The sequence below is a fragment of the Hymenobacter sp. B1770 genome, from assembly GCF_049896385.1.
Classification (GTDB): Bacteria; Bacteroidota; Bacteroidia; order Cytophagales; family Hymenobacteraceae; genus Hymenobacter.
On the sequence record NZ_JAFCUF010000003.1, the window covers coordinates 542,853 to 565,797 of the forward strand.

The 22,945-nt window shown below is 62.1% G+C and carries 22 protein-coding genes and 1 tRNA gene; 7 read left to right on the top strand and 16 right to left on the bottom strand.

All coding sequences use genetic code 11. The annotated features are described in order from the left end of the window. Nucleotides 1-3 precede the first annotated feature (3 nt). Nucleotides 4-1,089, top strand: a complete 1,086-nt coding sequence (locus ACP7AJ_RS09105) for a flavin-containing monooxygenase (RefSeq protein WP_426059881.1) — start codon at nt 4-6, stop codon at nt 1,087-1,089. Between the two features lie 285 nt (nt 1,090-1,374). Here ACP7AJ_RS09105 and ACP7AJ_RS09110 read toward each other — a convergent pair whose 3' ends face one another. Next, the gene (locus ACP7AJ_RS09110; protein ID WP_426059882.1) at nt 1,375-1,761 is read right to left on the bottom strand and encodes a T9SS type A sorting domain-containing protein; all 387 of its coding nucleotides are present in this window, start codon (nt 1,759-1,761) and stop codon (nt 1,375-1,377) included. A 175-nt stretch (nt 1,762-1,936) separates the two neighbouring features. Here ACP7AJ_RS09110 and ACP7AJ_RS09115 point away from each other — a divergent pair, with 175 nt between their 5' ends. The 3 genes from ACP7AJ_RS09115 to ACP7AJ_RS09125 all read left to right on the top strand — a co-directional run bounded on the left by ACP7AJ_RS09115 (nt 1,937) and on the right by ACP7AJ_RS09125 (nt 5,176). Continuing rightward, the gene (locus tag ACP7AJ_RS09115; RefSeq protein WP_426059883.1) at nt 1,937-3,055 is read left to right on the top strand and encodes an NAD(P)/FAD-dependent oxidoreductase; all 1,119 of its coding nucleotides are present in this window, start codon (nt 1,937-1,939) and stop codon (nt 3,053-3,055) included. A gap of 212 nt (nt 3,056-3,267) precedes the next feature. Then, entirely contained in the window at nt 3,268-4,464 is a 1,197-nt protein-coding gene (locus ACP7AJ_RS09120) for a type III polyketide synthase (RefSeq protein ID WP_426059884.1), read from the top strand. Nucleotides 4,465-4,474: 10 nt separating this feature from the next. Continuing rightward, nucleotides 4,475-5,176, top strand: a complete 702-nt coding sequence (locus ACP7AJ_RS09125) for a methyltransferase domain-containing protein (RefSeq protein ID WP_426059885.1) — start codon at nt 4,475-4,477, stop codon at nt 5,174-5,176. A 119-nt stretch (nt 5,177-5,295) separates the two neighbouring features. Here ACP7AJ_RS09125 and ACP7AJ_RS09130 read toward each other — a convergent pair whose 3' ends face one another. The 10 genes from ACP7AJ_RS09130 to ACP7AJ_RS09175 all read right to left on the bottom strand — a co-directional run bounded on the left by ACP7AJ_RS09130 (nt 5,296) and on the right by ACP7AJ_RS09175 (nt 14,737). Beyond that, nucleotides 5,296-6,198 (bottom strand): histone deacetylase family protein, encoded by a 903-nt coding sequence (locus ACP7AJ_RS09130; RefSeq protein WP_426059886.1) that lies wholly within the window; start codon nt 6,196-6,198, stop codon nt 5,296-5,298. Nucleotides 6,199-6,621: 423 nt separating this feature from the next. Further along, entirely contained in the window at nt 6,622-7,041 is a 420-nt protein-coding gene (locus ACP7AJ_RS09135) for a response regulator (RefSeq protein WP_426059887.1), read from the bottom strand. Nucleotides 7,042-7,132: 91 nt separating this feature from the next. After that, complete coding sequence (locus ACP7AJ_RS09140; RefSeq protein WP_426059888.1) at nt 7,133-8,332, bottom strand: PAS domain-containing sensor histidine kinase; 1,200 nt, start codon at nt 8,330-8,332, stop codon at nt 7,133-7,135. Between the two features lie 139 nt (nt 8,333-8,471). Continuing rightward, complete coding sequence (locus ACP7AJ_RS09145) at nt 8,472-9,179, bottom strand: GAF domain-containing protein (RefSeq protein ID WP_426059889.1); 708 nt, start codon at nt 9,177-9,179, stop codon at nt 8,472-8,474. Nucleotides 9,180-9,272: 93 nt separating this feature from the next. Continuing rightward, on the bottom strand, nt 9,273-9,878 hold the full coding sequence (locus tag ACP7AJ_RS09150; RefSeq protein WP_426059890.1) for a BLUF domain-containing protein: 606 nt from the start codon (nt 9,876-9,878) through the stop codon (nt 9,273-9,275). A gap of 153 nt (nt 9,879-10,031) precedes the next feature. Further along, on the bottom strand, nt 10,032-10,175 hold the full coding sequence (locus tag ACP7AJ_RS09155) for a hypothetical protein (protein ID WP_426059891.1): 144 nt from the start codon (nt 10,173-10,175) through the stop codon (nt 10,032-10,034). A 58-nt stretch (nt 10,176-10,233) separates the two neighbouring features. Continuing rightward, complete coding sequence (locus ACP7AJ_RS09160; protein ID WP_426059892.1) at nt 10,234-10,458, bottom strand: hypothetical protein; 225 nt, start codon at nt 10,456-10,458, stop codon at nt 10,234-10,236. A 30-nt stretch (nt 10,459-10,488) separates the two neighbouring features. Next, nucleotides 10,489-11,409, bottom strand: coding sequence for a PAS domain-containing sensor histidine kinase (locus ACP7AJ_RS09165; protein WP_426059908.1), 921 nt, complete (start codon nt 11,407-11,409; stop codon nt 10,489-10,491). 9 nt (nt 11,410-11,418) lie between these two features. Next, the gene (locus ACP7AJ_RS09170) at nt 11,419-14,088 is read right to left on the bottom strand and encodes a PAS domain-containing protein (protein ID WP_426059893.1); all 2,670 of its coding nucleotides are present in this window, start codon (nt 14,086-14,088) and stop codon (nt 11,419-11,421) included. Between the two features lie 574 nt (nt 14,089-14,662). Then, nucleotides 14,663-14,737: transfer RNA gene (locus ACP7AJ_RS09175), tRNA-Val, on the bottom strand. Nucleotides 14,738-14,922: 185 nt separating this feature from the next. Between ACP7AJ_RS09175 and ACP7AJ_RS09180 the strand changes: the two genes are divergently transcribed. After that, entirely contained in the window at nt 14,923-15,609 is a 687-nt protein-coding gene (locus tag ACP7AJ_RS09180; RefSeq protein ID WP_426059894.1) for a porin family protein, read from the top strand. Nucleotides 15,610-15,707: 98 nt separating this feature from the next. After that, the gene (locus tag ACP7AJ_RS09185; protein ID WP_426059895.1) at nt 15,708-16,202 is read left to right on the top strand and encodes a DUF6992 family protein; all 495 of its coding nucleotides are present in this window, start codon (nt 15,708-15,710) and stop codon (nt 16,200-16,202) included. Between the two features lie 257 nt (nt 16,203-16,459). On the opposite strand, the gene ACP7AJ_RS09190 is transcribed toward ACP7AJ_RS09185, so the two are convergent. The 3 genes from ACP7AJ_RS09190 to ACP7AJ_RS09200 all read right to left on the bottom strand — a co-directional run bounded on the left by ACP7AJ_RS09190 (nt 16,460) and on the right by ACP7AJ_RS09200 (nt 18,865). Next, the gene (locus ACP7AJ_RS09190) at nt 16,460-17,002 is read right to left on the bottom strand and encodes a sensor histidine kinase (protein WP_426059909.1); all 543 of its coding nucleotides are present in this window, start codon (nt 17,000-17,002) and stop codon (nt 16,460-16,462) included. A 55-nt stretch (nt 17,003-17,057) separates the two neighbouring features. Further along, nucleotides 17,058-18,326, bottom strand: coding sequence for a PAS domain-containing protein (locus ACP7AJ_RS09195; protein ID WP_426059896.1), 1,269 nt, complete (start codon nt 18,324-18,326; stop codon nt 17,058-17,060). Between the two features lie 83 nt (nt 18,327-18,409). Further along, complete coding sequence (locus tag ACP7AJ_RS09200; protein ID WP_426059897.1) at nt 18,410-18,865, bottom strand: BLUF domain-containing protein; 456 nt, start codon at nt 18,863-18,865, stop codon at nt 18,410-18,412. 444 nt (nt 18,866-19,309) lie between these two features. Between ACP7AJ_RS09200 and ACP7AJ_RS09205 the strand changes: the two genes are divergently transcribed. Next, on the top strand, nt 19,310-21,226 hold the full coding sequence (locus ACP7AJ_RS09205; protein WP_426059898.1) for a gliding motility-associated C-terminal domain-containing protein: 1,917 nt from the start codon (nt 19,310-19,312) through the stop codon (nt 21,224-21,226). Between the two features lie 70 nt (nt 21,227-21,296). On the opposite strand, the gene ACP7AJ_RS09210 is transcribed toward ACP7AJ_RS09205, so the two are convergent. Both ACP7AJ_RS09210 and ACP7AJ_RS09215 read right to left on the bottom strand, forming a co-directional pair. Continuing rightward, complete coding sequence (locus tag ACP7AJ_RS09210; RefSeq protein WP_426059899.1) at nt 21,297-22,205, bottom strand: hypothetical protein; 909 nt, start codon at nt 22,203-22,205, stop codon at nt 21,297-21,299. 370 nt (nt 22,206-22,575) lie between these two features. Further along, on the bottom strand, nt 22,576-22,945 hold a 370-nt coding region (locus ACP7AJ_RS09215), incomplete at its 5' end, for an integrase core domain-containing protein (protein WP_426059900.1).

The window sequence follows — 22,945 nt, forward strand, 5'->3', positions numbered from 1 at the left end:
CCCATGGCTCAATCCGACCCGGCCACGCCTGTACCGGTTATCAGCACCGACACCATCGTCATTGGGGCGGGGCAGGCTGGGTTGGCCGCGGCGTATTACCTGCAGCAGCACAACGTTGACTTTCGTATTCTGGACGCTGCTCCCGCTGCCGGTGCGGCCTGGGCGGCCCGCTACGATTCGTTGCGCTTGTTTTCGCCAGCCTGGGCCAGCGGACTGCCGGGGCGGCCCTGGCCCGGCCCGGCCCGGCGCTACCCCTCCCGCGACGAAACCATTGCCTACCTGCGCGACTATGCCGCGCACTTCAAGTTCCCGCTGGAAACCAACAGTCACGTAACCCGCCTGGCTGCCGCGCCTTCCGGCACCGGCTACGTGGTGGAAACCACGTCAGGCCAAGGCTACGCCGCCCGGCGCGTGATTGTGGCCACCGGCCCCTACACCTCGCCCAAGGTGCCGGCATGGGCGGCTCAGCTGCCCGCCGCCGTGCTGCAGCTGCCCAGCCGCGACTACCAACGCCCAGCTCAGGTGCCGGGTAGCGGGCCGGTGGCGGTGGTGGGCAGCGGCAATTCGGCCCTGCAAATAGCAGCCGACCTGGCCGCAACGGGCCGCCCGGTGTTTGTTGCTTTTGATGAAAAGACGCCGGCCATGCCCAACAACGAGGTAATGTGGGCTTTTCTGGTCAGCACCGGTTTGCTGGGCGTTTCGCGGCACTCGGCGCTGGGCCGCCACATGTTCAGGAGCCCCGAGCCAGTGGTAAGCGGCGATTTGGCCAAGCTGCGGCGCTGGGCTAGTGCCCACTTCATTGGCCGGGCCGAGGCAGCCTTGCCATCGGGAGCCATTCGGGGCCGGCGGGCGGCCACGCCCCCGCTCGAGGCCGTGGTGTGGGCCACCGGCTACCGCCCCGACTATGACTGGATAGACCTGCCCATTATTGCCACCGATGGCAGCCCGCAGCACCACCGGGGCCTTACCAAGGCGCCGGGCGTGGCTTTCCTGGGCCTCAACTGGCTGGACAGCCGCCGCTCTGCCCTGCTCAATGGCGCCGGCCCCGACGCCCGCCGTGTGGTGACGGCGCTGCTCACAATGCCGTAATCTTGTTGAAACCCCGGCACGCTTTTAGGGGTTGAATAGGCATGATGCTGCTCCCCGCAAGGAGCTATTTTTTATCCACCCGCCTTTTCTCTAGTCTTATGTTTATTTTCATGCTCGGCCTCATAGCGGTCACCGTTTTCCTTGCCCTCAACACGGTATCGAACGTAAAAGAAATGCTGGCCCCCGTGCCGGTTCGCGTGAAGTAGTTTCTTCCGTTTTTTGCCCATAAAAAAAGCAGCTCTCGAGCTGCTTTTTTTATGGGCAAAAATCAGGGTCGTGTGCATATTAGCGAATCACTAGCTTGCAAATCTGGCTCGTGTTGTCGGCTTCCAGCCGCACGTAGTACAAGCCGTTGGCAAATTTACTGAGGTCAAGCATTTTGGTATACCGGTCGTTCATCTCCGTGAGCGTTTCGCGGTACATAACCGAGCCAATAACATTCAACACGCTCAACTCTACCTTTTTGCCTTGCAGGTTATTGATGGTTAAGTGCACAATGCCCGTTGTGGGGTTCGGGTACACAAGCAGCGTGCGGTCATCGCCCGGCTTGGTTTGGTAGCCAGGCCCGCTGCTGGTAGCGGCCGAGGCCACCGGCAACATGTTTATCCAGGGCCCAACGCTGAGGCTCAGGCAAGCAAATAATAGCAGTGAAAAAAGTAACCGTTGCATCATAGTAATAATTAGTGGGCGGCAGAAACAAGCGCAGGGCGCTAAGACTTAACGAATGCGGCCAATTTTAGTTGGCAAAGGTACAACTGAGGAGGCAGCACGCCTAAAAGTATATACTAAAAGTGCGATAAATCACCTCGGTTTCGCTTCTATCTTTCTCATTTTCTTGGCTTAAAGAGTGGATATCATACTTATTGGAGGAGGCTTGGCTGGCTTAGCCGCGGCCCTGGACCTGGCGGGCCGCGGGCACCGGGTGGCGGTGGTTGAGCGCAAGCGCTACCCGTTCCATAAAGTGTGCGGCGAATACGTGAGCAACGAGGTGCTGCCCTACTTACACCGGCTGCACGCCGACCCTGCCGCGCTGGCCCCGGCCGCCATCCGTAAGTTTATGCTGACCTCGCCGGCCGGCCGCAGCCTCACGGCCACCCTGGACCTGGGCGGATTTGGCGTGAGCCGCTATTCCCTGGACAACTTTTTGTACCGCTTGGCCGAGGCGCGGGGCGTCACGTTTTACTTGCAAAACACGGTAACCGACGTGGCATACGACACCACCACCGACCAGCACCGCGTGGCCCTGGCCGATGGCCGCGAGCTAACGTCCCGCGTGGTGCTGGGCACCTACGGCAAGCGCGCCAACCTCGACCGGCAGCTGCAACGCTCGTTTTTCACGCAGCGCTCGCCCTACCTCGGCGTGAAGTATCACCTGCGCCTGCCCGGCTTCCCGCGCGACCTGATTGCGCTGCACAACTTCGCCGACGGCTACGCCGGCATTTCGGCCATTGAGGAGGACAAGCTGTGTTTTTGCTACCTCACCTCGCGCCAGAACCTGAAACGCCACGGCACCATTGCAGCCATGGAGCAGGCGGTGCTGGCCCAAAACCCGCACCTGCGCGAGATTCTGGGGTCGGCCGAAATGCTTTACCCACAGCCGGAAGTCATCAACGAGATTTCCTTCGCTCCCAAGCAGCCCGTGGAGCAGCACGTGCTCATGTGCGGCGACGCCGCGGGCCTGATTACCCCGCTCTGCGGCAACGGCATGGCCATGGCCTTGCACGGCGCGGCGCTGGCCGCCGGCGCAGCGCACGACTTTCTGAGCAAGAAAACCACGCGGGCCGCGATGGAAACGGCCTACTCCAGGGCCTGGCACGCGCAGTTTGGGGCGCGGCTGCGGGTGGGCCGGGCAGTACAGCGGCTATTCGGCGGGCCGGTGCTCAGCGAAGTGGTGGTGGGCGGTTTGCGGCATTGGCCGGGTGCCGTGCAGGCCCTGATGCGCCGCACGCACGGCCAGGAGTTTTAACGAAATTGACAGCAGGCGCAGCAGGCCGGACCGCCCACTCGAATGAGGTGGCAGACCGAACGCCAGAATGTTATTATCCTGATTTTGCCTAAGCAAAGCGCAAAAGCGTTTGTTATACCGTAAGTAGTGGGACTGATGAGCCTGCCCTGCGTACATTCATCAGCCGAGATACCTGACTATTGACCAAATCTGAAATCGTAATTACTCCCGGAATGCCGAGTTATTTAGGTGCCATCGGCACAGCTAACCCTGTCCACCGCATAGCGCAGCCTCAGATTGCCGACTTCATGGCCCAGGCCCTGGCTTTCGGTGAGGGCGACGCGCGCAAACTTCGGGCGCTGTACCGGGTGTCGGGGATTGAGCAACGCTACTCGGTAGTGCCCGACTATGGCCGGGTCAATGGCGAATACACATTTTTCCCAAATACTCCCGATTTAGAGCCTTTTCCGAGCGTGGGCCAGCGCATGGCGGTGTACCGCCGCGAGGCCCTGCCGCTGGCCACCGAAGCTGTGCGCGACTGCTTGCGCCAAGTGCCTGACGTGGCCCCGGCCAGCATCACGCACCTCGTGACGGTAAGCTGCACGGGCATGTACGCCCCGGGCCTCGACATTGAGCTGGTGAAAGCGCTGGGCCTGCGGCCCGACGTGCGCCGCACCTGCGTGAATTTTATGGGTTGCTACGCGGCCGTGAACGCCGTAAAGCTGGCCGATGCCTTTTGCCTGGCCGATGTCAACGCCCGTGTGCTCATTGTGAGCGTGGAGCTGTGCACCCTGCATTTTCAGAAAAGCGCTGAGGAAGACCACCTCGTCAGCAACGCACTGTTTGGCGACGGCGCCGCCGCCTGTCTGGTGCAAGCGAAGCCCCTGCCCAATGGCGCGCCCAGCCTGGCCCTGCAAGCCTTTCACTGTGGCCTGGAGCCCGATGGGCACGACGACATGGCGTGGCACATCAATGACTTCGGGTTTGAGATGACGCTGTCGAGCTACGTACCGAAGCTGATTCAGCGCGGCATTGGCAGCCTCACCGAGGGGCTGCTGAGCAGCCTGCCTGTGCAGCTGGCCGATATCCACCACTTCGCCATTCACCCCGGAGGGCGTAAGATTCTCGAGACCATTGAAACCGCGCTGGGCCTGACCCGCGAGGATAACCGCCACGCCTACCGCGTGCTGCGCGACTATGGCAACATGTCGTCGGCCACGGTGCTGTATGTGTTGCGCGACGTGCTGGCGCACTCCTCCCCCGCCGACCACGGCGCCCCGGTGCTCAGCTTCGCATTTGGCCCCGGGCTAACCATGGAAGCTATGCTCTTACAGTTAACAGTCGGCAATAACCAATTAGCATTTAATCGGTTAGAAGAAATCAACGAGCCTGAAGGCGTACTTGCTGAAGCAGCACTGGCTGTTAAATGAGAATTGCTAAATGTTAAATGAGCGCGCTTCCGGCCCCGAGTTGATGGACGACCTGACGCTGGCCACCGACGCCCTGCGCCAGAACCTCGACGAGTTGGAAACCATCAATACCTGGCTGGGTGGCTACGCCCCGGTGCTGAATGCACTGCAGCGCCTGCGGCCGCAGTTTCCGGGCAACCGGCCCCTGCGCTTGGCCGACCTGGGCAGCGGCGGCGGCGACACCCTGCGCCACGTGGCCCGCTGGGCCCGCAAAAACGGGGTTTCAGTGGAATTGACGGGCATTGACGCCAACCAGTTTATGCTGGACTATGCTGCTACCAAAAGCCAGGGCTACCCCGAGATTAGCTACCAACGGTTCGATATTTTTTCGTCGGAATTTCAGGCGCAGCCCTACGACATTCTCACCTGCAGCCTGTTTTGCCACCATTTCAGCGACAATGAGCTGGTGGCGCTGCTGCGGCAATGGCAGCGGCAAGCGCAGGTGGCCGTGGTCATCAACGACTTGCACCGGCACTGGCTGGCCTATCACAGCATTAAGTGGCTGACGCGGCTGCTGGGCGGCTCGTACCTGGTGCAGCACGACGCGCCACTGTCCGTAGCGCGGGCTTTCCAGCGGCAAGACTGGGTGGGGCTGCTGGCCCGGGCCGGTATCACGCGGTATGCGTTGCGGTGGCGCTGGGCCTTTCGCTGGCAGGTCGTGATTTTTAGCTGAGTTCTGCTGAGGCTATCCCAAGTAAAGAGGATGCACTCTAAACGTCCCTATTCAACTGAGGAGGGGCGTTTTCGTCCCTTGTCAGGTAACTACCAGCACTAGGAGGCTCACAAACACCTCTAGTAAAGTCCTGCTGCCACCCGAAACGTGTTGGCGTGGGCTTCTACGATGTCGGCAATACGCTCGGAGTAGCCGCCGCCCATGCACACCACCACCGGCAGGTGGTGGCGGTGGCAGAGGCCGAGCACCATCTCGTCGCGCTGGCGGCAGCCGTCGCGGGTGAGGGCCAGGTGGCCCAGCTTGTCGGTGGCCAGCACGTCGACGCCCGCCAGGTAGAATACAAAGTCGGGCTGCACCTCGTCGAGCAGGCGCGGCAGGGTGCGGCCCAGCAGCGGCAGGTACTGGGCGTCGTCGGTGCCGTCGGGCAGGGCTAGGTCGAGGTCGGAGGTTTCTTTGCGGGCGGGGTAGTTGCGGGCGCCGTGCATGGAAAAGGTGAACACCCGCGGGTCGTGCTGAAAAATGGCGGCTGTGCCGTTGCCCTGGTGCACGTCGAGGTCTACGATGAGCACTTTTTTCACCGTAGGCACGTGCGTCAGTAGCCACGCCGCCGCGGCTGCCTGGTCGTTGAGCAGGCAGAAGCCTTCGCCGCGCGCCCGAAAGGCATGATGGGTGCCGCCCGCAACGTTGAACGCCACCCCGTGCGCCAGCGCCAGCCGCGCCGCCTCGATGGTGCCGCCCAGAATAGTGATTTCGCGCTCAAACAACGCCTCCGACCACGGGAAGCCCATGGCTCGCTCCTCCTGCCGCGTGAGCTGGCCCAATCGCAGCCGCTCGTAATAGTCGGCATCGTGCACGAGCAGGATGTCTTCGACCGCGGGCGGAGCAGCAACAAAAAAGTCGGCGGCCGTGGCCGTGCCCTCCCGCAGAAGCTGCTCGGGCAGCAGCTCGTATTTCAGCATGGGGAAGCGGTGGCCGTTGGGCAGTGGGTGAGCGTAGGTAGGCGCGAAGGCAATGGGAAGCATAAAACAATAACAGCAACGCGACCAAGTGGTCGGCAAGCGCTGAAAGAAACACGACCAGATGGCACTAGCCGTTTGCGCCTCAACGAAGGTGGCAACTAGCCCGGCAAGTGATGGAACCTTGTGCTCCGTGAGGCGCTTAGTATTATTAAATAGCAATCAAGCACAACTAAGTTTGCCTTTGTGCGCGCTGCATTGCTTCTTGCTGTTGCGAGTACGACCACCAGCTGCTGGCAAAGCTGAGGAAACCCCAGAGACATCAAAAAGCCCCGGCCGATGAGGTTGGGGTTTTCTTTTTGTGGGGGTAATACAAGCGTTGGGGGCGGTAATGCGCAAAGAGATTTACCCAGATTGACTTGGGTGGCAGAATTGATAGTTAGCGGGCTATATTCAATTTGGCAGAATGAGAACTGGCTGTGTAAAGCTTCAGGCCGGAAACTGGCGCTGGAAATGCAGCTTGAGGATGGTGTCTAGCTTATCCTTGGTGAGGGGCTTACTCACTAGGCCGGCGATGGGCAGGGCCTCGACGCGGCCGAGGTCGACGGAGCTCATGGAGGCGGTGTGCATTACGATGACCACTGCCTGTTGCTGGGCCTCGGGCAGGCGCTGGTAGGCCTCAACAAAGGCCATGCCGTCCATGCCGGGCATCTTCACGTCGAGCAATACCAGGACCGGGCTGCTGGGATGGGCGTCAGCTGCTAGGTCATCCAAGGCCACCAAGGCATCTGCGCCGTCGTTGACGGCCAGGTATCGGTCGGCTACACCGAGGTGTTGGAGCAGGCGTTGGTTGAGGTCGTTGGTGAGTTGGTCGTCGTCGACGAGCAGCACGCTGGAGAGTTTTTTCATCGAATTAGCCAGACAGGTGGCCAAGGAAGGAGGCAGATGGAGCCGGAGTTAGTTTAGCCCGGGGCGCACAAAATTAGGCCAACCCCAACCGTCAAGCCAATTCGATGAAAAAGGTGGTGCCTTCTTTTTCGCGGCTTTCCAGCCAAATGGCCCCGCCGTGGAGCTCCACGATTTGCTTGGCAATGAACAGGCCGAGGCCGGTGGTGATTTCGCCCTGCAGGCCAGCACGGCGGGTGGGGTTAAACTTGTCGAACAGGTTGCTGTGCAGCTTGCCGGGGATACCGATGCCGGTATCCTGCACCGTGAGGCGTAGTTTACCCTCGTGCTCGCGCACGCCGACGGTTACTGTGCCCCCGGCGGGCGTAAACTTTAAAGCGTTATGAAGCAGATTGTCGAGTACGCGGCCGAATTTTTCGGGGTGCAGACGGGCGTGCAGCGGCTCGGGAGTCAGGTCCAGGGTCAGCGTGATGCCTTTCTCCTGGGCCGCGAGACGGTGCGGCCTCAAATGGGCAGTGAGGTAGGCGTGTAAGTCGGTGGGGCGTTTCTGGAGGCCATTCTCGTCGAGGTCGCCTACGTACAACACGTCCTGGAGCAGGGCGTGGGCGTGGGCACAGGACGCCTGGATGAGGCCGAGGTAATGCACCATCTCCGGCGGGGGCGGGGCAGCCCCGCTCCGGCTGGCCATTTCGCGCTGCAGCAGGTCGGAGAGCAGCTCGATGTGGGCGATGGGGCTTTTCAGGTCGTGGGTGGCCAGCTGCAGGATGGTTTCCTGGGCGTCGTACAAGCGCTTAAGTTTCACTTCCAGACTCTTGCGGTCGGAAATATCCTCGAGAATGGTGTAACCCAGCTCGCCGCCTTCGTCGGGAAACAGCACCGAGTGCACCTGGCACCAGAAAGAGGAGCCGTCGGCGCGCACCATGCACGTTTCGAGCGTGAAAGCCGGCATTTTATGCTCCCATAGGCGCGTTTGCAGTTCCTGCCAGTCGGCGCGGTGGTCGGGGTGGGCAAACTCGAGGATTTTGTGGCCAATCAGCTCGTCGGGGTCAGTGAAGCCCAGCATGGTCACCACGGCTTGATTGACCTGGCGAATGGTGAGGTCGGGCGTGATGATTTTCTGACCCAGTGGGGCGTTTTCGAACACCGTGCGGAAGCGGACCTGGCTTTGCTCGTAGCGGTCGGGTTTGTCGGCGTCTGCGGACGGGCGTTCGCGAAGCTGACGAATCTCGGCGCGCAAGGCTTCGTTTTCCGCCTGAAGGGATAACTCGGCGGGTAATTGGGGGTCTTGCGGCATAGGGGCAGGAAAGGGGCCTTGAATATACGGCTCAGGCGTCATAGAAGGCGCCAAGCCACGACCCGGGCTGAGGCTACAGGCAGGGAGCCAGCCCACCGTATGGCAACCGGAACTGGGCAGAAAAACAACCGGGCGGGCGCTAGCATTCCTGATTGGTAAGCAAGCGCTGCAAGTCGAGCAGGCGGCGCTCTACTTGGGTCAGCACATCGGCGGGCACTGGAATCTGCACGCCGTGGCGGGTGAAGAGGTAGCGCACCAACGCCGTGAGCTCGCGCAACTCGTCCTGGAGCTGGGCACGCGTTTCCTCCCACTGCCCGGGGCCACCCTGGGCCAGGCAGGCGAGGCGCATGGCAATGGCCTGGCTTATGAGCGCGGCCAGGAGGTCGAGCACGCATTGCTCGCCGGCGCTGAAGGTGCGCGGCCGGCGGTCGATGATGCAGAGCGTGCCCAGCAGACGCTGGTCGGGCAAGTGCAGCAGAGCCCCAGCGTAAAAACGCAGCTCGTTGTTCTCGGCAGCGTGGAGGGCCTCCACAGGCACGGTGGCGCTGGTTTCGAGGGCCAAGTCGTGGTAGACCACGGCGCGGGCCTGCTCGATGGCTGTGGCGCACAGGGCCTCCACGCGGGGCTGTCGGTCGTTGCCAGCCATGCCGTGGTTGACGGCGTAGAACACCTCGGTTTCCTCAACTACACCGATAAGGGAGATGGGCAAGCTAAAGACCTGGGCGGTGAGGGCCACAAACTCGTCGAACACGGGCTCGACGAGGGTGGGCAGCACGTCGTGGGCGCGCAGGCTGCGCAGCCGTGCAGCCTCGTCATGGGGCCGCTGAGAAGCAGGGGTAGCGGGCATGTAAGGGGCAAGTATAAAGGCCACAAACGTACGCACAAACCTGATGGTCAGTCCAGGGCCCTACCTTTTTTTATTTAGGTCACCCGGGTGGGTTCAGGCCACTTCGCTCACCGTGGCTTCCGAGTTCACGCCAAAGGCTTCCAGCAACTGGTGCAGCAGCAGCTCGTCGATGGGCACGCCGTGGAAGGGTTCTTCGGCCAGCACGGCATCGAGCAGGCGGGCCACGGCGGGCTGAGCCACGTTGCCGAGGGCCATGCGCCAAGCAGCAAACCGCCGGGCAGGACCCAGGCCTTCGCTAAGGGTGGCGACCTGGGTGTGGCGCGGGTCGCGGAGGATGCGGGCATACAGGGCCTGTACTTCGGTCTGGGGGCCTTCGAGCACCTGCACATAGCGGCCGTTACTGTAGAGCAACAGGCCCGTGATACTGGCTTCGGCGTTCCACTCGCGGGACTGGTCGAGCAGGCGCTGCAGGTCGGCTTCGGTGGGCAGGGTGGTGGCGCGGCTGCGGTAGAGCAGCTGGTAGGGAGCGGCTACGAGCAGAGCAAGAACCTCGTCGAGGATGAGCCCGCCGTCTTTGTACCGGTCGAGGAGCTGGCGTTCGTAGCGGCCGGGCGCGAGCAACGTATTGGCAGTGAGGGCTAGCACCCACGCTACGGCGCGCTGTCGCTGGGCAGCAGTGGTGAGGGTGGGCTCTGGCATGGGCTATACTTACGCCGGTCACCAGCCCGTAGATACACGTAGATTGGAGCGATAAATACGTAGTCAGGTGGGGGTAATGGAGCAACCGGCATGTTCTAAGAAGGGTATGAGTTAGCAGCAGCCGCTACACGCGGCGGCTGGCCGGGCGTGGCCTCAAGCGCCTGATGAGATGTAGCCGAAATGCTCCTGCAGTACCTCGGTGACTTTGGCGGTGGTCAGGGGCTTGGTGAGATAACCGGCAATGGGCAGGCCCTGCATCTGCTCAACGTCCCTGGGGCTGAGTGAGGTGGTGAGCATGATAATAACCACGGCCGGGTTGTCGGTGGGCGGGCGCCGGGCGTAGGCCTGCAGGAACTCAAAACCGGTTCATAAGCGGCATTTTCATGTCGAGCAGAACCAGGGGCGGGCAGGTGGGCCGGGTAGCGGGCGCGCAGTGGGTATGCAGCAGGTCGAGGGCCTGCTGTCCGTTGCCAGCCACCAGCACGGTGTCAGTCACGGCCATACGCTGCAGCAGGGCTTGGTTCAGGAAGTTGGTGATATCGTCGTCGTAGACGAGCAGAGTGCAGGAAATAGCAGCCATGAGCGGTAGGAACGAGAGTAGAGAAGCTATTTACGCGGCGGAGGCTGCCTGGGGTAAGTAGACAAAGAAGGTGGTGCCGGCGCCGAGCTGCGAGTGCACCTCGATGCGACCGCCAGCGTTCTCGACCATGCGCTTGACCATGTAGAGGCCGATGCCGGAGCCGTCGACGTGGTCGTGGAAGCGCTGAAACATGCCGAAGAGCTTTGGGAGCTGGGCCGGGGCAATGCCAAGGCCGTTGTCGTGCACTTCGAGCACGGTGAAACCCGGCTGCATATGGGCCCGCACGTCCACGCGCGGGGCGCGGTCGGGCGAGTGGTACTTGACGGCGTTGCTGAGCAGGTTGTAGAAGATGCTGCGCAGGTTTTTTTCGGAAAACTGCACGGGCGGCAGGGCGCTCACATCAACAACCAACTTGGCTCCGGTTTCCTGCAGCAACGGCAGCAGGTCCTGCCGCACGTCCTCGACCACGGCGGCCAAGTTGACTTGGGCTGCAGCGGGGGTATGCTCCTTCTGCAGCTTGGAGACGTCGGTGAGGTGGGCAATGGTGCGCTTGAAGCGCTCCACCGACTCGAGCATGCGCTTGAGCGTGGAGCCTAGCAGCGCCGCTTCGGTGACAGCGGGGGGTAACTCTTCCTGCAGCAGGTAGAGCAGGCCTTCGATGTTGGAGATGGGCGCCTTGAGGTCGTGGGATGCGGTGTAGATGAAGTTGTCCAGGTCCACGTTGGTGCGCCGCAGCTGCTCGTTGGCCTGCTTAAGGTCGGTGATGTCGATGGCCGAGCCCACGTAGCCGTAGAGCTCGCCGCCAGGCAGGAAGCTCGGCGCGCCCTGGGCCAGCAGCCAGCGGTACTGCCCGTCGTGCCGCCGCATGCGGTGCTCGAACACGTAAGTTTGGCGTTGCTCGATGGCCTGTGTGAGGGTGCGCTTGGTCAGTTCCAGCTCGTCGGGGTGCAGGTAGGGGCTCTAACCGGTGGCGGAGTAATCTTCCACGGTTTCCAGCCCCACAAAGTCGAGGAAGGCGCGGTTGATGTAGCGGATGGACGAATCGGGGTGCACGGCCCACACCAGGTGGGGCGCTGCATCGGCCATGGTGCGGAAGCGGGCTTCGCTTTCCTGCAGGGCCGCCACGTAGCGCTTCTGCTCGGTGATGTTGCGGGCCACCACCAGCAGGTGGGGCTGGCCGTCGAGTTGCAGCCCGGCTGCGCTGACTTCGACGGGGAACACATACCCGTCTTTGCGCCGGTGCAGGGTTTCAAACAGGGGAATGGCTTCTTGCTGGGCCTGGGCAAACAGTCCATCGAAAGCTTCCTTTTGGTAAATGGGGTCGAGGTCGGGCACGCGCAGGTGCTGCATTTCCTCGACCGAGTAGCCCCAGGCCTCTAGGGCGCGCTGGTTTAGGTAGGCAAAGCTGCCGTCGGCGCGCATTAGAATGAACGGGTCGCGGGCCTGGTCGGCCATGAACTTGAAGCGCTTGAGCTCCTCGCGGTTTTCTTCCTCGCGCTGGCTAGCTTGCACCTGCTCGGTTACCTCAATCGCGAAGTTCAGAATGCCGTTGATGCAGCCTTGCTCGTCGCGCCGGGCCTGGCACACGACGGTGAAGTAGCGTTCTTCCAACTCCCCTGGCTCCCCGTTCTCGGTATGGCGGGCTACGGGAATGAGCGCGGCTTGTTGCTGCTGCGTTACTCCGGTCTCGTACACCCGCCGGAGCAAGCGTTCCACGTGTGTGCCCGCGAGCTCGGGCAGGACCTCCAGCAACGGCCGTCCTAACAATTGCCGACCGGGCAGCAGGCGCTGGTAACTGTCGTTCACAAACTCGTAGGTCCAGTCGGGCCCTGCGAAGGTGCAAATGCCGATGGGAGCCTGCTCGAACAGGGTGTAGAACTTGCGCTGCTGCGCCTCGCGGCTCTGGCGGGCGCGTACCTGCTCGGTTACGTCGTAGGCGAAGGTGGAAATGCCCACGATGCGGCCAGCCTCCCGCAGTGCCTGGTAGGTGAAGGTGAAGTACATCTGTTTCGGCGGGCCCTCGGGCTGGGCAATGAACAGCGGCAGTTCCTCCCCGAAGTAGGTCTCGCCCGTTTGGTACACGCGGTCGAGCAAGGCCACCACGCCACTGTCCACGGTTTCGGGTAGTACCTCGGCCACCGAACGACCGAGAAACACGCGACCGGGGAAGAAAGCCTGGTACGCTGCGTTGATGTATTCGTAGCGGTGCTCGGGGCCGCGCTGGATGCAGATGGCAGCAGGGGTTTGCTCGAATATTTGGTAAAACGTTTCGCGTTCCTGCACCTGGCGTTGCGTGGCGGCCAGCACCTCGGCCTGCAGGCCCTCGGCCCGCTGCTGGGCCTGCACCAGCTCCGTCACCTCGAAGCCGAAGATGAGCACGCCGTCGGTGCGGCCCTGCTCATCATAGCGCGGCTGCTGCACGTAGTTGAAGTACCGGTCCTCCAGCACGCCGTCGTCGGTGCGCGCCAGGGGCACGTGCAGGGCTTGCTGCAAGGTGGCTTTGCCGGTGTCGTACACCTGCCGCATAGAGTGGTAGGCGGCGTGGTCGGCCAGTTCCGGCAGGGCGTCGAGCAAGGGCTTGCCTAGCAGCTGGCGCTGGGGGAAAAACTGCTGGTAAATGGGGTTCACCAGCTCGAAAACCTGTTTCGGCCCGGCCAGGATGCAGATGGCCGCCGGCGCCTGCATAAACAAGCGCTCCAGGCGCTGGCTTTGCGCCCGCACTTGCTCGGTGCGCTCCTGCACCCGGGCTTCCAGCTCCTGGTTGAGCTGCTCGACCTGCTGGCGGGCGCGCACCTGCGCGGTGACGTCGGTGCCCACGGTGAAGATGCCGCTCACGCGGCCGTCGGCGTCGCGCTGGGGCTCGAACACCATGTTCCAGTACACCTCCTCGGGCCGGCCGTGGCGGAGGAGGGTGGTGCGCTGCTCGCTGGCGGCGTGGGGCGTGCCGGTGGCGAACACGTGCTCGAAAATAGCCCGTACCTCGGGCGTGGCGGCCTCGGGCAGGGCCTCGAACACGGGCCGGCCGAGTACGGCGTCGAGGGGGCGGTCCCAGATGGCCAGCGTGGTGGCGTTGGCCGTTTCCACCACAAACCGGGGCCCGCGGTATACGGCCACGGCCACGGGGGCCTGCTCGAGGAAGTGCCGGAACTCGGCCCGTTGCTGCCGGGCGTCGGCCCGGGCTACTTGTTCGCCGGCCTGGCTGTCGCTCAGTTGCCGCTCGGCCCGGCGGCTGGCGGTGATGTCCTGCACCGACTGGATGATGAACTGGACCTCTCCGCTGGCGCCGAGCACGGGCGTGTGACGCGGCCGCCAGTGGCGCTCCACAAAGTGGCCAGGCTGGGCCGGGTCGGGCACGTCGTAGTGCTGCAAGGCCATTTCGTGCGGGCGTTTAGTGACCATGACCTGCTCCAGTGAGGCGCGCACGTTGGCCACGGCGTTGGCCTCGGGGTTGTCGGGGTTGTCGGGAAAGGCGTCGAAGATGAACTGGCCCACAATGACCTCCCGCTGCGTGAGGGTGGCGGCCAGGTAGTCGTCGCTGGCGCCCACAATCACCCACTCGGGCGAGAGCAGCAGGGTGGCGCCGGGCTGGGCGTTGAAGGCGGGCAGCAGGTCGGGAAGGGGCAGAGGCATCAAAACGGCAGTGAGGTCGGAGGTCGGGATACGAAAGTTGAATTAATATGACTGTGCAGCTAAGAAAAGAAACGAGCGGTCCAACTGGTCCGCTCATGTTGGCTTTGGATGCTCTGTAAATAAGCTGTTAGAATTCCTTATCAACACAAAGAAAAACAGAAGCAATTGGCCCTTAGGGCAGCTATGGAACTTTTTCTATGTGGGTTCGCAGCCGGATGCCGCGGCGGCCAGCTACTGCTGCTTGTTGGTCCGATACCCGGCCAGAAGGACGCACCAACCGGGACGGTTCCGATTGTGCATCACCACCTAATGCGTGTATCTCCCAGGCGCAGCCGCGGCAGTCGCGCCAGTTCAGGAAGGTATACCGGTCGTTGATTTTGGGGGCGTCGGCGTCGTGTTCGAGGAGCTGCGCAAAGCCTACGAAGTAGATGTCGTGCAGTTTAGGGGTGTTAAGTTTAGAGCATTCACGTTAAGTGAAAAACAACTTTTACCACCAGTCGAGGCGACAACCGGGGGTAAAACCGCGAGCCTCACAACAAGAAAGCCCCCACTGCAAATGCAATGAGGGCTTTCGTGAGGCGTATTGGGCTCGAACCAACGACCTCCACCGTGTCAGGGTGGCGCTCTGAACCAACTGAGCTAACACCCCAGGCTGTGGCTACGTACTACCTGATAGCCGCCTCAAAGGTAGCGCTCCGGCGCACTGGCGGCAACCGTTTTTTCGCCTTTGCTCAGCGCCCCGGGCAACTTTCTGGCCCGGGCAAAGTATAGTTGCGAAAAGGGATAGTAATCTTATCCTGGGCATCGGCCTCATTTCCTCATCTTCTTTCACTCATGAAAAAAACTCTTCTGTTTTTATTACTCGCCGTAACCGGTTCTACGGCAGCATTTGCACAAGCACGGCCGGGTGGCAGCCTCTCTTCTAAGGACTATACCGGTGGCGGAGTCACCGAATCGCGCAACACAGGATTTGGCGTCAAAGGCGGCATAAACGTGAATAGCCTGCGCGGCGACGACGTGCAGAACGTGACCCGAGACGCCCGCAACGACTTTCACGCCGGGGTATACGGCCAGTTCGGCTTTAATGAATTCTCGTCGTTGCAAGCCGAACTGCTGTACTCGCGGCAGGGCTTCGATGCCAACACGGGCGTGGGCGCTAGCGCGGGAGCGCAGCAGCGGTACCGCATGGACTACCTTATGCTGCCCATCATGTTTGTAGGCAACGTGACGGAAACCCTCAGCTTTCATATCGGGCCGCAAGTGTCGCTGCTCACCAACATCATGCGAGGCGATGAAGACTTGGACATCTCGTCCAACGGTTTTAACTCATTCGACTATGGCGGAGTCGGCGGAGTGGAAGCCCGCCTGGGCCCGGCACGGCTCGGCGCTCGCTACAACCTGAGCTTGGGCAAGCTATTTGAGGACGGCGGCTCGTCGACCACTATCAACCCCAATTTCTCCAACGCCAAAATCTACAATAACCTCTTCCAGATTTACCTGGGCATCGGTTTCACCCAATAAGCATTTCCTTTTCCTTTTCCACATTTTCATCCTCAAAAAAGGAAGTCTTTTAGGCTTCCTTTTTTTGTGGGGTTCCACACCCTGCCGGGGTACTGCCCATGCCCGAAATTGCTTCTCTCTTTCTAGCCAGCGAATTGCTCATCGGCAGGGGCCTGGCCGTGCTGGCCGCCTGGGCCCTGCTCAACCTTGTGGTGAGCGGGTATTTCGTGGCCCGGACCGACCGCCGCCACGAGCCCTACTACTTCCACGGCATGAACGTGAGTTGGGGCTTGGTGAATGCGGGGCTGGCCTGCTGGGGCGTGCTGCACCTACACTTTACCGCCCCAGCCGGCTTGCAGCTGGGTGAGCTAATCCAAAACCAGCTCCTGAATGAAAACCTGTTTGTCTTCAACACTGGGCTGGATGCGGCTTACGTGATGACCGGTTTCTACCTGTGGGCCTTGGCCCAGGTGCCCGGGCAGGCTCGGCCCGCCCGGCTGCGGGGATTTGGCCGCTCGCTCTGGCTGCAGGGAGGCTTCCTGCTTGTTTTTGATGCGGTGATGTGGGGCCTGCTGCATGGGCAGGGCCAGAGCTGGCTTGGGCTGCTGGCTTGATTAGCCCCGCGAGGCGCCCGCTCACGGCGCCTTGCCTGCCATGCCCCATTGCTTTCCGCTTTGTTTGGTTTAAGTGCTGATGCTGAAGTAACCAAATAACTAAAAGTGGTCATGCTGAGCTTGCCGAAGCATCTTTAGTGCAGCAGTAATCTAAATAACTACGTTGGTTGCGCGGTAGAGATGCTTCGGCAAGCTCAGCATGACGTTCTTTATGACACGAATGCTTTTGCACCAGCACTTAGAAGCTCCCGTTGGTTTTACTCATCAAACCAGTGAATGGTAAACGTGGTGCCTTCGCCCACGGTGCTGGCCACGTCGAGGTGCCCACCGCGGCTCGTGATGATGCGCTGCACCAGGTACATGCCCACCCCGGCGCCCCCAATGTGCGGGTGCTGGCGGGTAAAGGGCTGAAACACCGGCGCCGGCGCCTCGGGCACTACCATCCCCAAGCCATTGTCCTGCAAGGTCAGGGTGGGGCGGCCGGCACTGGCCAAGGCACTTTGCACCGTGATAACCGGCGACCGCTGCGGGTCGACGAACTTGAGGGCGTTGCTGAGCAGGTTGTGCAGGATGGAACGCAGGTTGGCCCGGCCGTAGGTGAGCGAGGGCGCGGCTTCAAAGTTGAGCTCCACGGTGGCCCCCGTTTCCTGCACCTGGGCACGCAGGCCCAGCAGCACTTCTTCGGCCACGCTGCGCAAGTCCAGGGGCTCGGCGGGCGCCGAGAGGCCGCGCTGGTCCTGCACGGTGGCGGCCAATTCCTGCAGCGTGAGGTCGAGCTGGCTCAGGGCGCCGTCGAGCATGTTCTGGATTTCGGCTTCATCGGGGTCTTTGAACGTGGCAGTGCGGCGTAGCTCATCAAACAGGCCGCGCAAGTTGAGCAGGGGCTGCTTGAGGTCGTGCGAGGCGGTGTAAACGAAGGTGTCGAGGTCGCGGTTGGTGCGGGCCAGCTCGTCGTACTGGGTTTGCAGCACCTCGCGCAGGCGGTGCTGGTCGTCCACGTCGGTGCAGGCGCCAAACCCAACGCGGGCCGCGGGTGTCGGTGAGCTGCCGGGCCCGGATGATGTGCCAGCGGTACACGCCGTCGTGGCGGCGCATGCGGAATAAGCCTTCGTAGGGCTCGCCGCTGGCAATGCTGTGCACCCAGCGGCGGGCCGCGCCGGCTTGCTCGCTGGGCTCGAGCAGGTTTATCCAGCCGGTGGGGCCCAGCTCGTCGCGCGTGAGGCCGGTGTATTCGCCCGTATACTGGTTGTAGTAGTCGATAAAGCCCTCGGCCGTGGCGGTCCAGATGAGTTCTGGAATGCTGTCGGCCAGGAATCGCAGTTCGGCTTCGCCGCGGCGCAGGGCCTCGGCCAGTTCGCGCTGGTCGTGGATTTCGGTGAGGGCGCCGTGCCAAAACACGGGCTTGTCGGGGGCGTGCAGCTCGGGCAGGGCCCGGCTCAGCAGCCAGCGGTACTGGCCGTCGTGCCGGCGCAGGCGGTACTCGTAGTTCCAGCCCGTGCCGGCGGCGCAGGCGGTGTCGGATTGGTAAAGCACCCGCAACCGGTCGTCGGGGTGAATGAGCAGGGGCCAAATGGCGTTGAGGTCGGCCGTGGGCGGCTGGCCCGTGAAGTAGTACCACTGCGGACTGACGTACTCAAACTTGCCCTCGGCGTTGATGGTGAACGTGATTTGGGGCACCGTTTCCGTCAGCACCCGCAGGCGGGTGTCGAGTCGACGGGTTTCGATGGCCAGCTCGTGGGCACGCTGGCGCGCTTCTTCCTGGGCGGTCACGTCCACGGCAAAGAGCAGCAGGCCGCTCACGGGGCCGCCGCCTTCGCGCACGGGCTCCAGGGCCACGTCGTAGTAGCTGGGTGCCATGGGCTGGCCGTCGGCAGTAGGCCGCACCAGGCGGTAGGCCTTGGCTACAAAGGCCCGGCCCAACTGGTAGACCTGCTGCATGACTTCGAGCAAATCGGCCGGGATGACGCCCGGGTGCTCGGCCACCAGCCGGCCCTCTTGCGCCTCCTCCCCTATCACGGCGCGCATGGCGTCGTTCACGAAGCCAAAGCGGAGCTCAGGCCCTTGCAGGGTGGCCACCCCCGCGGGCATGTGCTCGAGGATGTCCTGTAGTTTCTGCTCACGCATCGTTCATTTGCTTCAGGGAGCGCCGTTGCCCATTGCGGGCCGCAGCGTCCGGGGTGTTATGGCCTGGCAGCCGGAAGCTTGCCTTATGCATGGGCAGGCTCGACAGGGTCGGCGGGCACCGAATCAGGGCCGAACACGGCCAGGCGCATCAAGTCCACCATCATGGCGTCGGCAATGGTGAGCGTGCTTGGGGGTTGCTGCAGGTGGTGGGGCAGCTGGAATTCTTGAAGGGCCTCGAAGCCGCTGGCTTCCATAGGGTGGAACGCCATCGACCAATCCGAGAAGCTGCGGGTGGCGATGGTTTTGCTCACCAGCCTGACCACGTTGGAGTGGCGGCCGTCGCTGGCAATCTTATCAAATAACGGTTCGAGAACGGCCGCGTCGCCCTCGATGAGCTGGGCAATGTTGCCGTGGCTGTAAAACAGGACCCCGGTAATGTTGTGGCGGACGTTGTCGCGGCGGCACTGGTCCAACAGCACTTGCAGGTCCTGGTCGGAGAGCGGACACACCGCGCGGCTCATATAAAAGATATGAATCATACAGAAAACAAAGGCCCTGAAACGAAACCGCCGTGTAATACGAGCTAATGCGCTAAGCGGTGCAATAGCCCACGATAATATGTCGCAATATACGCCCCCTCAAAAAGAGAAGAAGCTTCCTTGGCATCGGGAGCAGGCTTTTGGCACACTGGCGCAATCCTTTTTTGCAATCAGTTTTTCTTCTTCAATTGGGAGGGGCGTTCGTCGGCGCGACGCCGCAAAGGGTCGATTGAAGCAAAGCCGCGGCCACCTCATGACGGTCAAAATCACCAACTGCGCCGCCCTGGCCCCGGGGCGCTGGTCGACACCACTACCCCCGGCAGCAACTAAGCCCGAGCCAGGCGGCCACCGGCCTGCTGCCTCTGTGGCCCGGCCCACTTTCTTAGTGAAAAAGGACCGGACCACTGCAGGCAACTCTTCATTTTTCTGGCTACCTTACTAGCTATGAAGCACATTTTCCCAGCTTTCTTCTCTTCGCGTTGGTGCTTGCTGCTGCTGGCGCTCTGGGCACCGTTGGTAGCCACGGCAACGCACATTGTGGGTGGCGAGCTAGACTTGCAGCACAAAACCGGCAGCACCTACACGCTCACCCTCAACCTGTACTTCGACGCCATCAACGGCAACCCCGGTGCCCTGGACCAACAGCTCCCCGCCAGCATTTTTTCCAAAGCCAACAACCAGCGCCTCACCAACCTGGTGCTGCCACTCAAGAGCAACACCTTCGTGAGCTACACCAGCCCGGCTTGTGCCGTGGGCTCGCTGAGCACCCGCAAGCTGGTTTATAGCAGCGACATCACGCTCGACCCCGCCATCTACTCCAGCCCCGCGGGCTACTACGCGACCGTGGAGCGCTGCTGCCGCAACAACAGCATCAGCAACATTGTGGCACCGGGCAGCGCGGCGCAGGCATTCTACCTGGAGTTTCCGGCCGTGATGCGCAACGGGGCCGCGTTTATTGACTCCACGCCGAAAATCTTCCCGCCCCTGGGCGACTACGCCTGCCGCAACGAGCTGTTTTACTACGACTTCGGCGGACAGGACCCCGACGGCGACTCGCTGGCTTACGACATGGTGACGCCCCTCAACGGCTACTCCTCGGCCACCAACCCGCTGATGCCGCAGCCCGGCCCGGCGCCTTATTCCCTCATCAGCTGGAACTCCGGATTGAGCACCACCAACCAGATTCCGGGCAGCCCGTCTCTGGGCATCAACTCCCGCACCGGGCGCCTTACGGTGCGGCCCAGCAACCTGGGCTTATTCGTATTTGGGGTGCGCTGCTCGGAGTACCGCCGCGGCGTGAAGATTGGCGAAACGCGGCGTGACTTCCAGCTCTATGTGCTGAACTGCCCCACCAATACGACCCCGCAAATGCAAGTGCGCGCCACGGGCAGTTCGACCATGTACCGCCCGGGTCTCGACACCCTGCGCCTGGTGCCCGGCGGCAACCGCTGCCTGACCATCCGCTTCACCGACCCCGACCCCAACACGGTGCTGACGATGAGCAGCCGCCCGGTCAACTTCACGGGGCTGCTGCCGCAGTTCACCACCACCAGCACCGGCACGGTGCGCGCCGCCGGGGCGCCCGACACCCTCACCACCACGCTCTGCTTTCCGGAGTGCATCGACACTCGCGGCCAGGTGTACCTGCTCGATGTGATAGTGGCCGACAACGGCTGCAGCCTGCCCCGGCGCGACACCGTGCGCGTGGCCTTCACGGCCACGCAGCCGCCCAATGCCGCGCCGGTGCTCACCAGCACGTTCCCACCGGCACCCCTGCCCGTTTCCGACGCCACCCCGGCCGTGATACGCCTGCCGCTCGGCACCCGCTACACGGCCACGCTGGCCGGCACCGATGCCGACCGCCACGCACTGGCCCTCAGCGCCACGGGCCTGGGTTTCGACCTGGCCAGCATGAACATGAGCTTCACCGCTCAAAACGGCCCTGGCCAGGCCGCTGGCACCTTCACTTGGGACCCTTCCTGCGAAGCCGTTCCCTCCGGCGGATTGCTGGTGCGGTTCCGACTGACCGAAACCGGACCATGTGTCCCCCAGAATCGGGAACGGCTGATTCGATTTGAGGTGATGCCACCCGAAGAGGAGGTGGCCTTCCGTCCGCCCAACATCATCACGCCCAACGGCGATAAGCTGAACGACTTCCTAATCATGCCCGACCTGCCCGCCGACTTCTGCGAGCGCAAGTTTGCCAGCATCCAGATTTTTTCGCGCTGGGGCCAGCGCGTCTATGAGACGGCGGAACGGGGCTTCCGCTGGGGCGGCCAGGGCGCAGCGGGTAGCTACTACTACCTCGTCACGTACACCGACGGCCGCAAGTTCAAGGGCTGGGTGGAAGTGAAGCCCTAGAAGCTGTTTGCATTAATTTTTTAGGCCCTCAAAACCGGGTAGAGACGCAATTATGCGTCTTTACGCCGTACTACTGATTTCCCCGCAGGCCCGCTACCAGCCGCTGCATCTGGTGCTGCTGAAACGGTGACAGGGAATGCACATCTGAGAAATTGTACCGCACCACCACCGCGTTGGCATTGTCGGTGAACTGGTCCAGAAAGCCCGGCACCAGCCGCAGCATGGCCAGCACCTCGTAGCTCTCATACACGAGGTAGGTGCGCCGGCTGCTGCCGTGTTGCAGCCGCTCTTTTTTAGCCACGTCGAAGTAGCCCGTCAGCGGCGAGGAGTTGAAGGCAAACACCTTTTCTATCCGCGCGCAGGTGAAGCCCGCGTGCTGGGCCAGCCCTCCGCCCAGTGAGTGCCCGGCGGCAAAAATGCGTTGCTGGCCGCCATACGCTGAGTCCAGCTTGGCTACTAATATTGGCGTCAGGGCGCGAGCCTGCTCGTACTGGTCCCAAACCCCGGGCGTGTTGGTGAGGGGCCGCACGTTGGCGACCCAGTCGGCAAATTCCAGGTAGTTGGTTCCCCGAAACACCAGCACGGCCAGCGGCGGAGAGCCCGGTGCCGTCCGCACCCACACGTCATACACCAGCCCGCTGGCCAGGCGTTGCCTGGCAGGGACTGCCAGAGCGTATCGGAACGCAAACGGCCGCCAGCCGCGCCGCGCCAGCTCGCGCCGCTCTGTGGCATACCTGGCGGTATTTTGGTGGTAGTCGGGCCGGTGGTTAACTGATTTTACTCCCGAATACACGATGGCGCTAAGCATTGCCATGTCGTTCACCAGCAGATAATCCGGGTCGTAGAGGCTGGGCGTCAGGTGGGCCTGGGCCATTTCTTCCACGCTGCGGGTGTATTGCTTGGCCTTGATGCGCACCACTGCTTTGTCGTGCGGCTGGCAGGCCGGGCTAATCAGTACGCTAAGGCAGAACCCGAGCATTTTAATAAGAGCCTGCTTCTGCAGAAGCCTTCTTCGCATAAAATTCAGGGACGCCTTAAGGTTAGGCCAATGTGTTTCCAGCAATAAACATTGCGGTGATACAGAAGGCAATTATAGCAACAACCTCCTGGCAAAAGCAGATTTGCGCTTATTATGCACGCCCGCTTTTCGTAGCGCGAACTTTGTAGTTCGAGTCTCAGAACGAGCTAGCGGCGTGGGAACGCGAACTACAAAGTTCGCGCTACTGCCTGTCCTACTTTATAAGAAGCGACATTCGGGCTATGGCCTTTTCAGCAAATTCACGAATGATGTAAGTCCAGCTCCTGTTTTAGGAGAGTGGCTGCACCAGGCAGGCACTGAGGTGGTCTAGCTAAGCCGGACAGAATTGGGACGTTGTTTGAAGGTGGGTTTCGAAGTGGTTGGGGGCAAGGTACCCGAGCGCAGAATGCCGCCGCTCGGCGTTGTAGTAGGCGATGTGGTGGCTGATTTCGAGCCGGGCTTCGGTCAAGCCAGGGAAGCTGCCGCCGTCGAGCAGTTCGGCTTTGAAGCGGCTCCAAAACGATTCGGCGTGGGCGTTGTCGTAACAGTTGCCGCGTCGGCTCATGCTTTGCCGGGCACCATGTTTGGCGACTAAGTCTTTGAAGCGGGTCGCCGTGTACTGGCTGCCCCGGTCGGCGTGCACGACGAGTCCAACGGGTGGGCGGCGCACGGCCAGGGCCCGGCGCAACGCCTCGCTGACC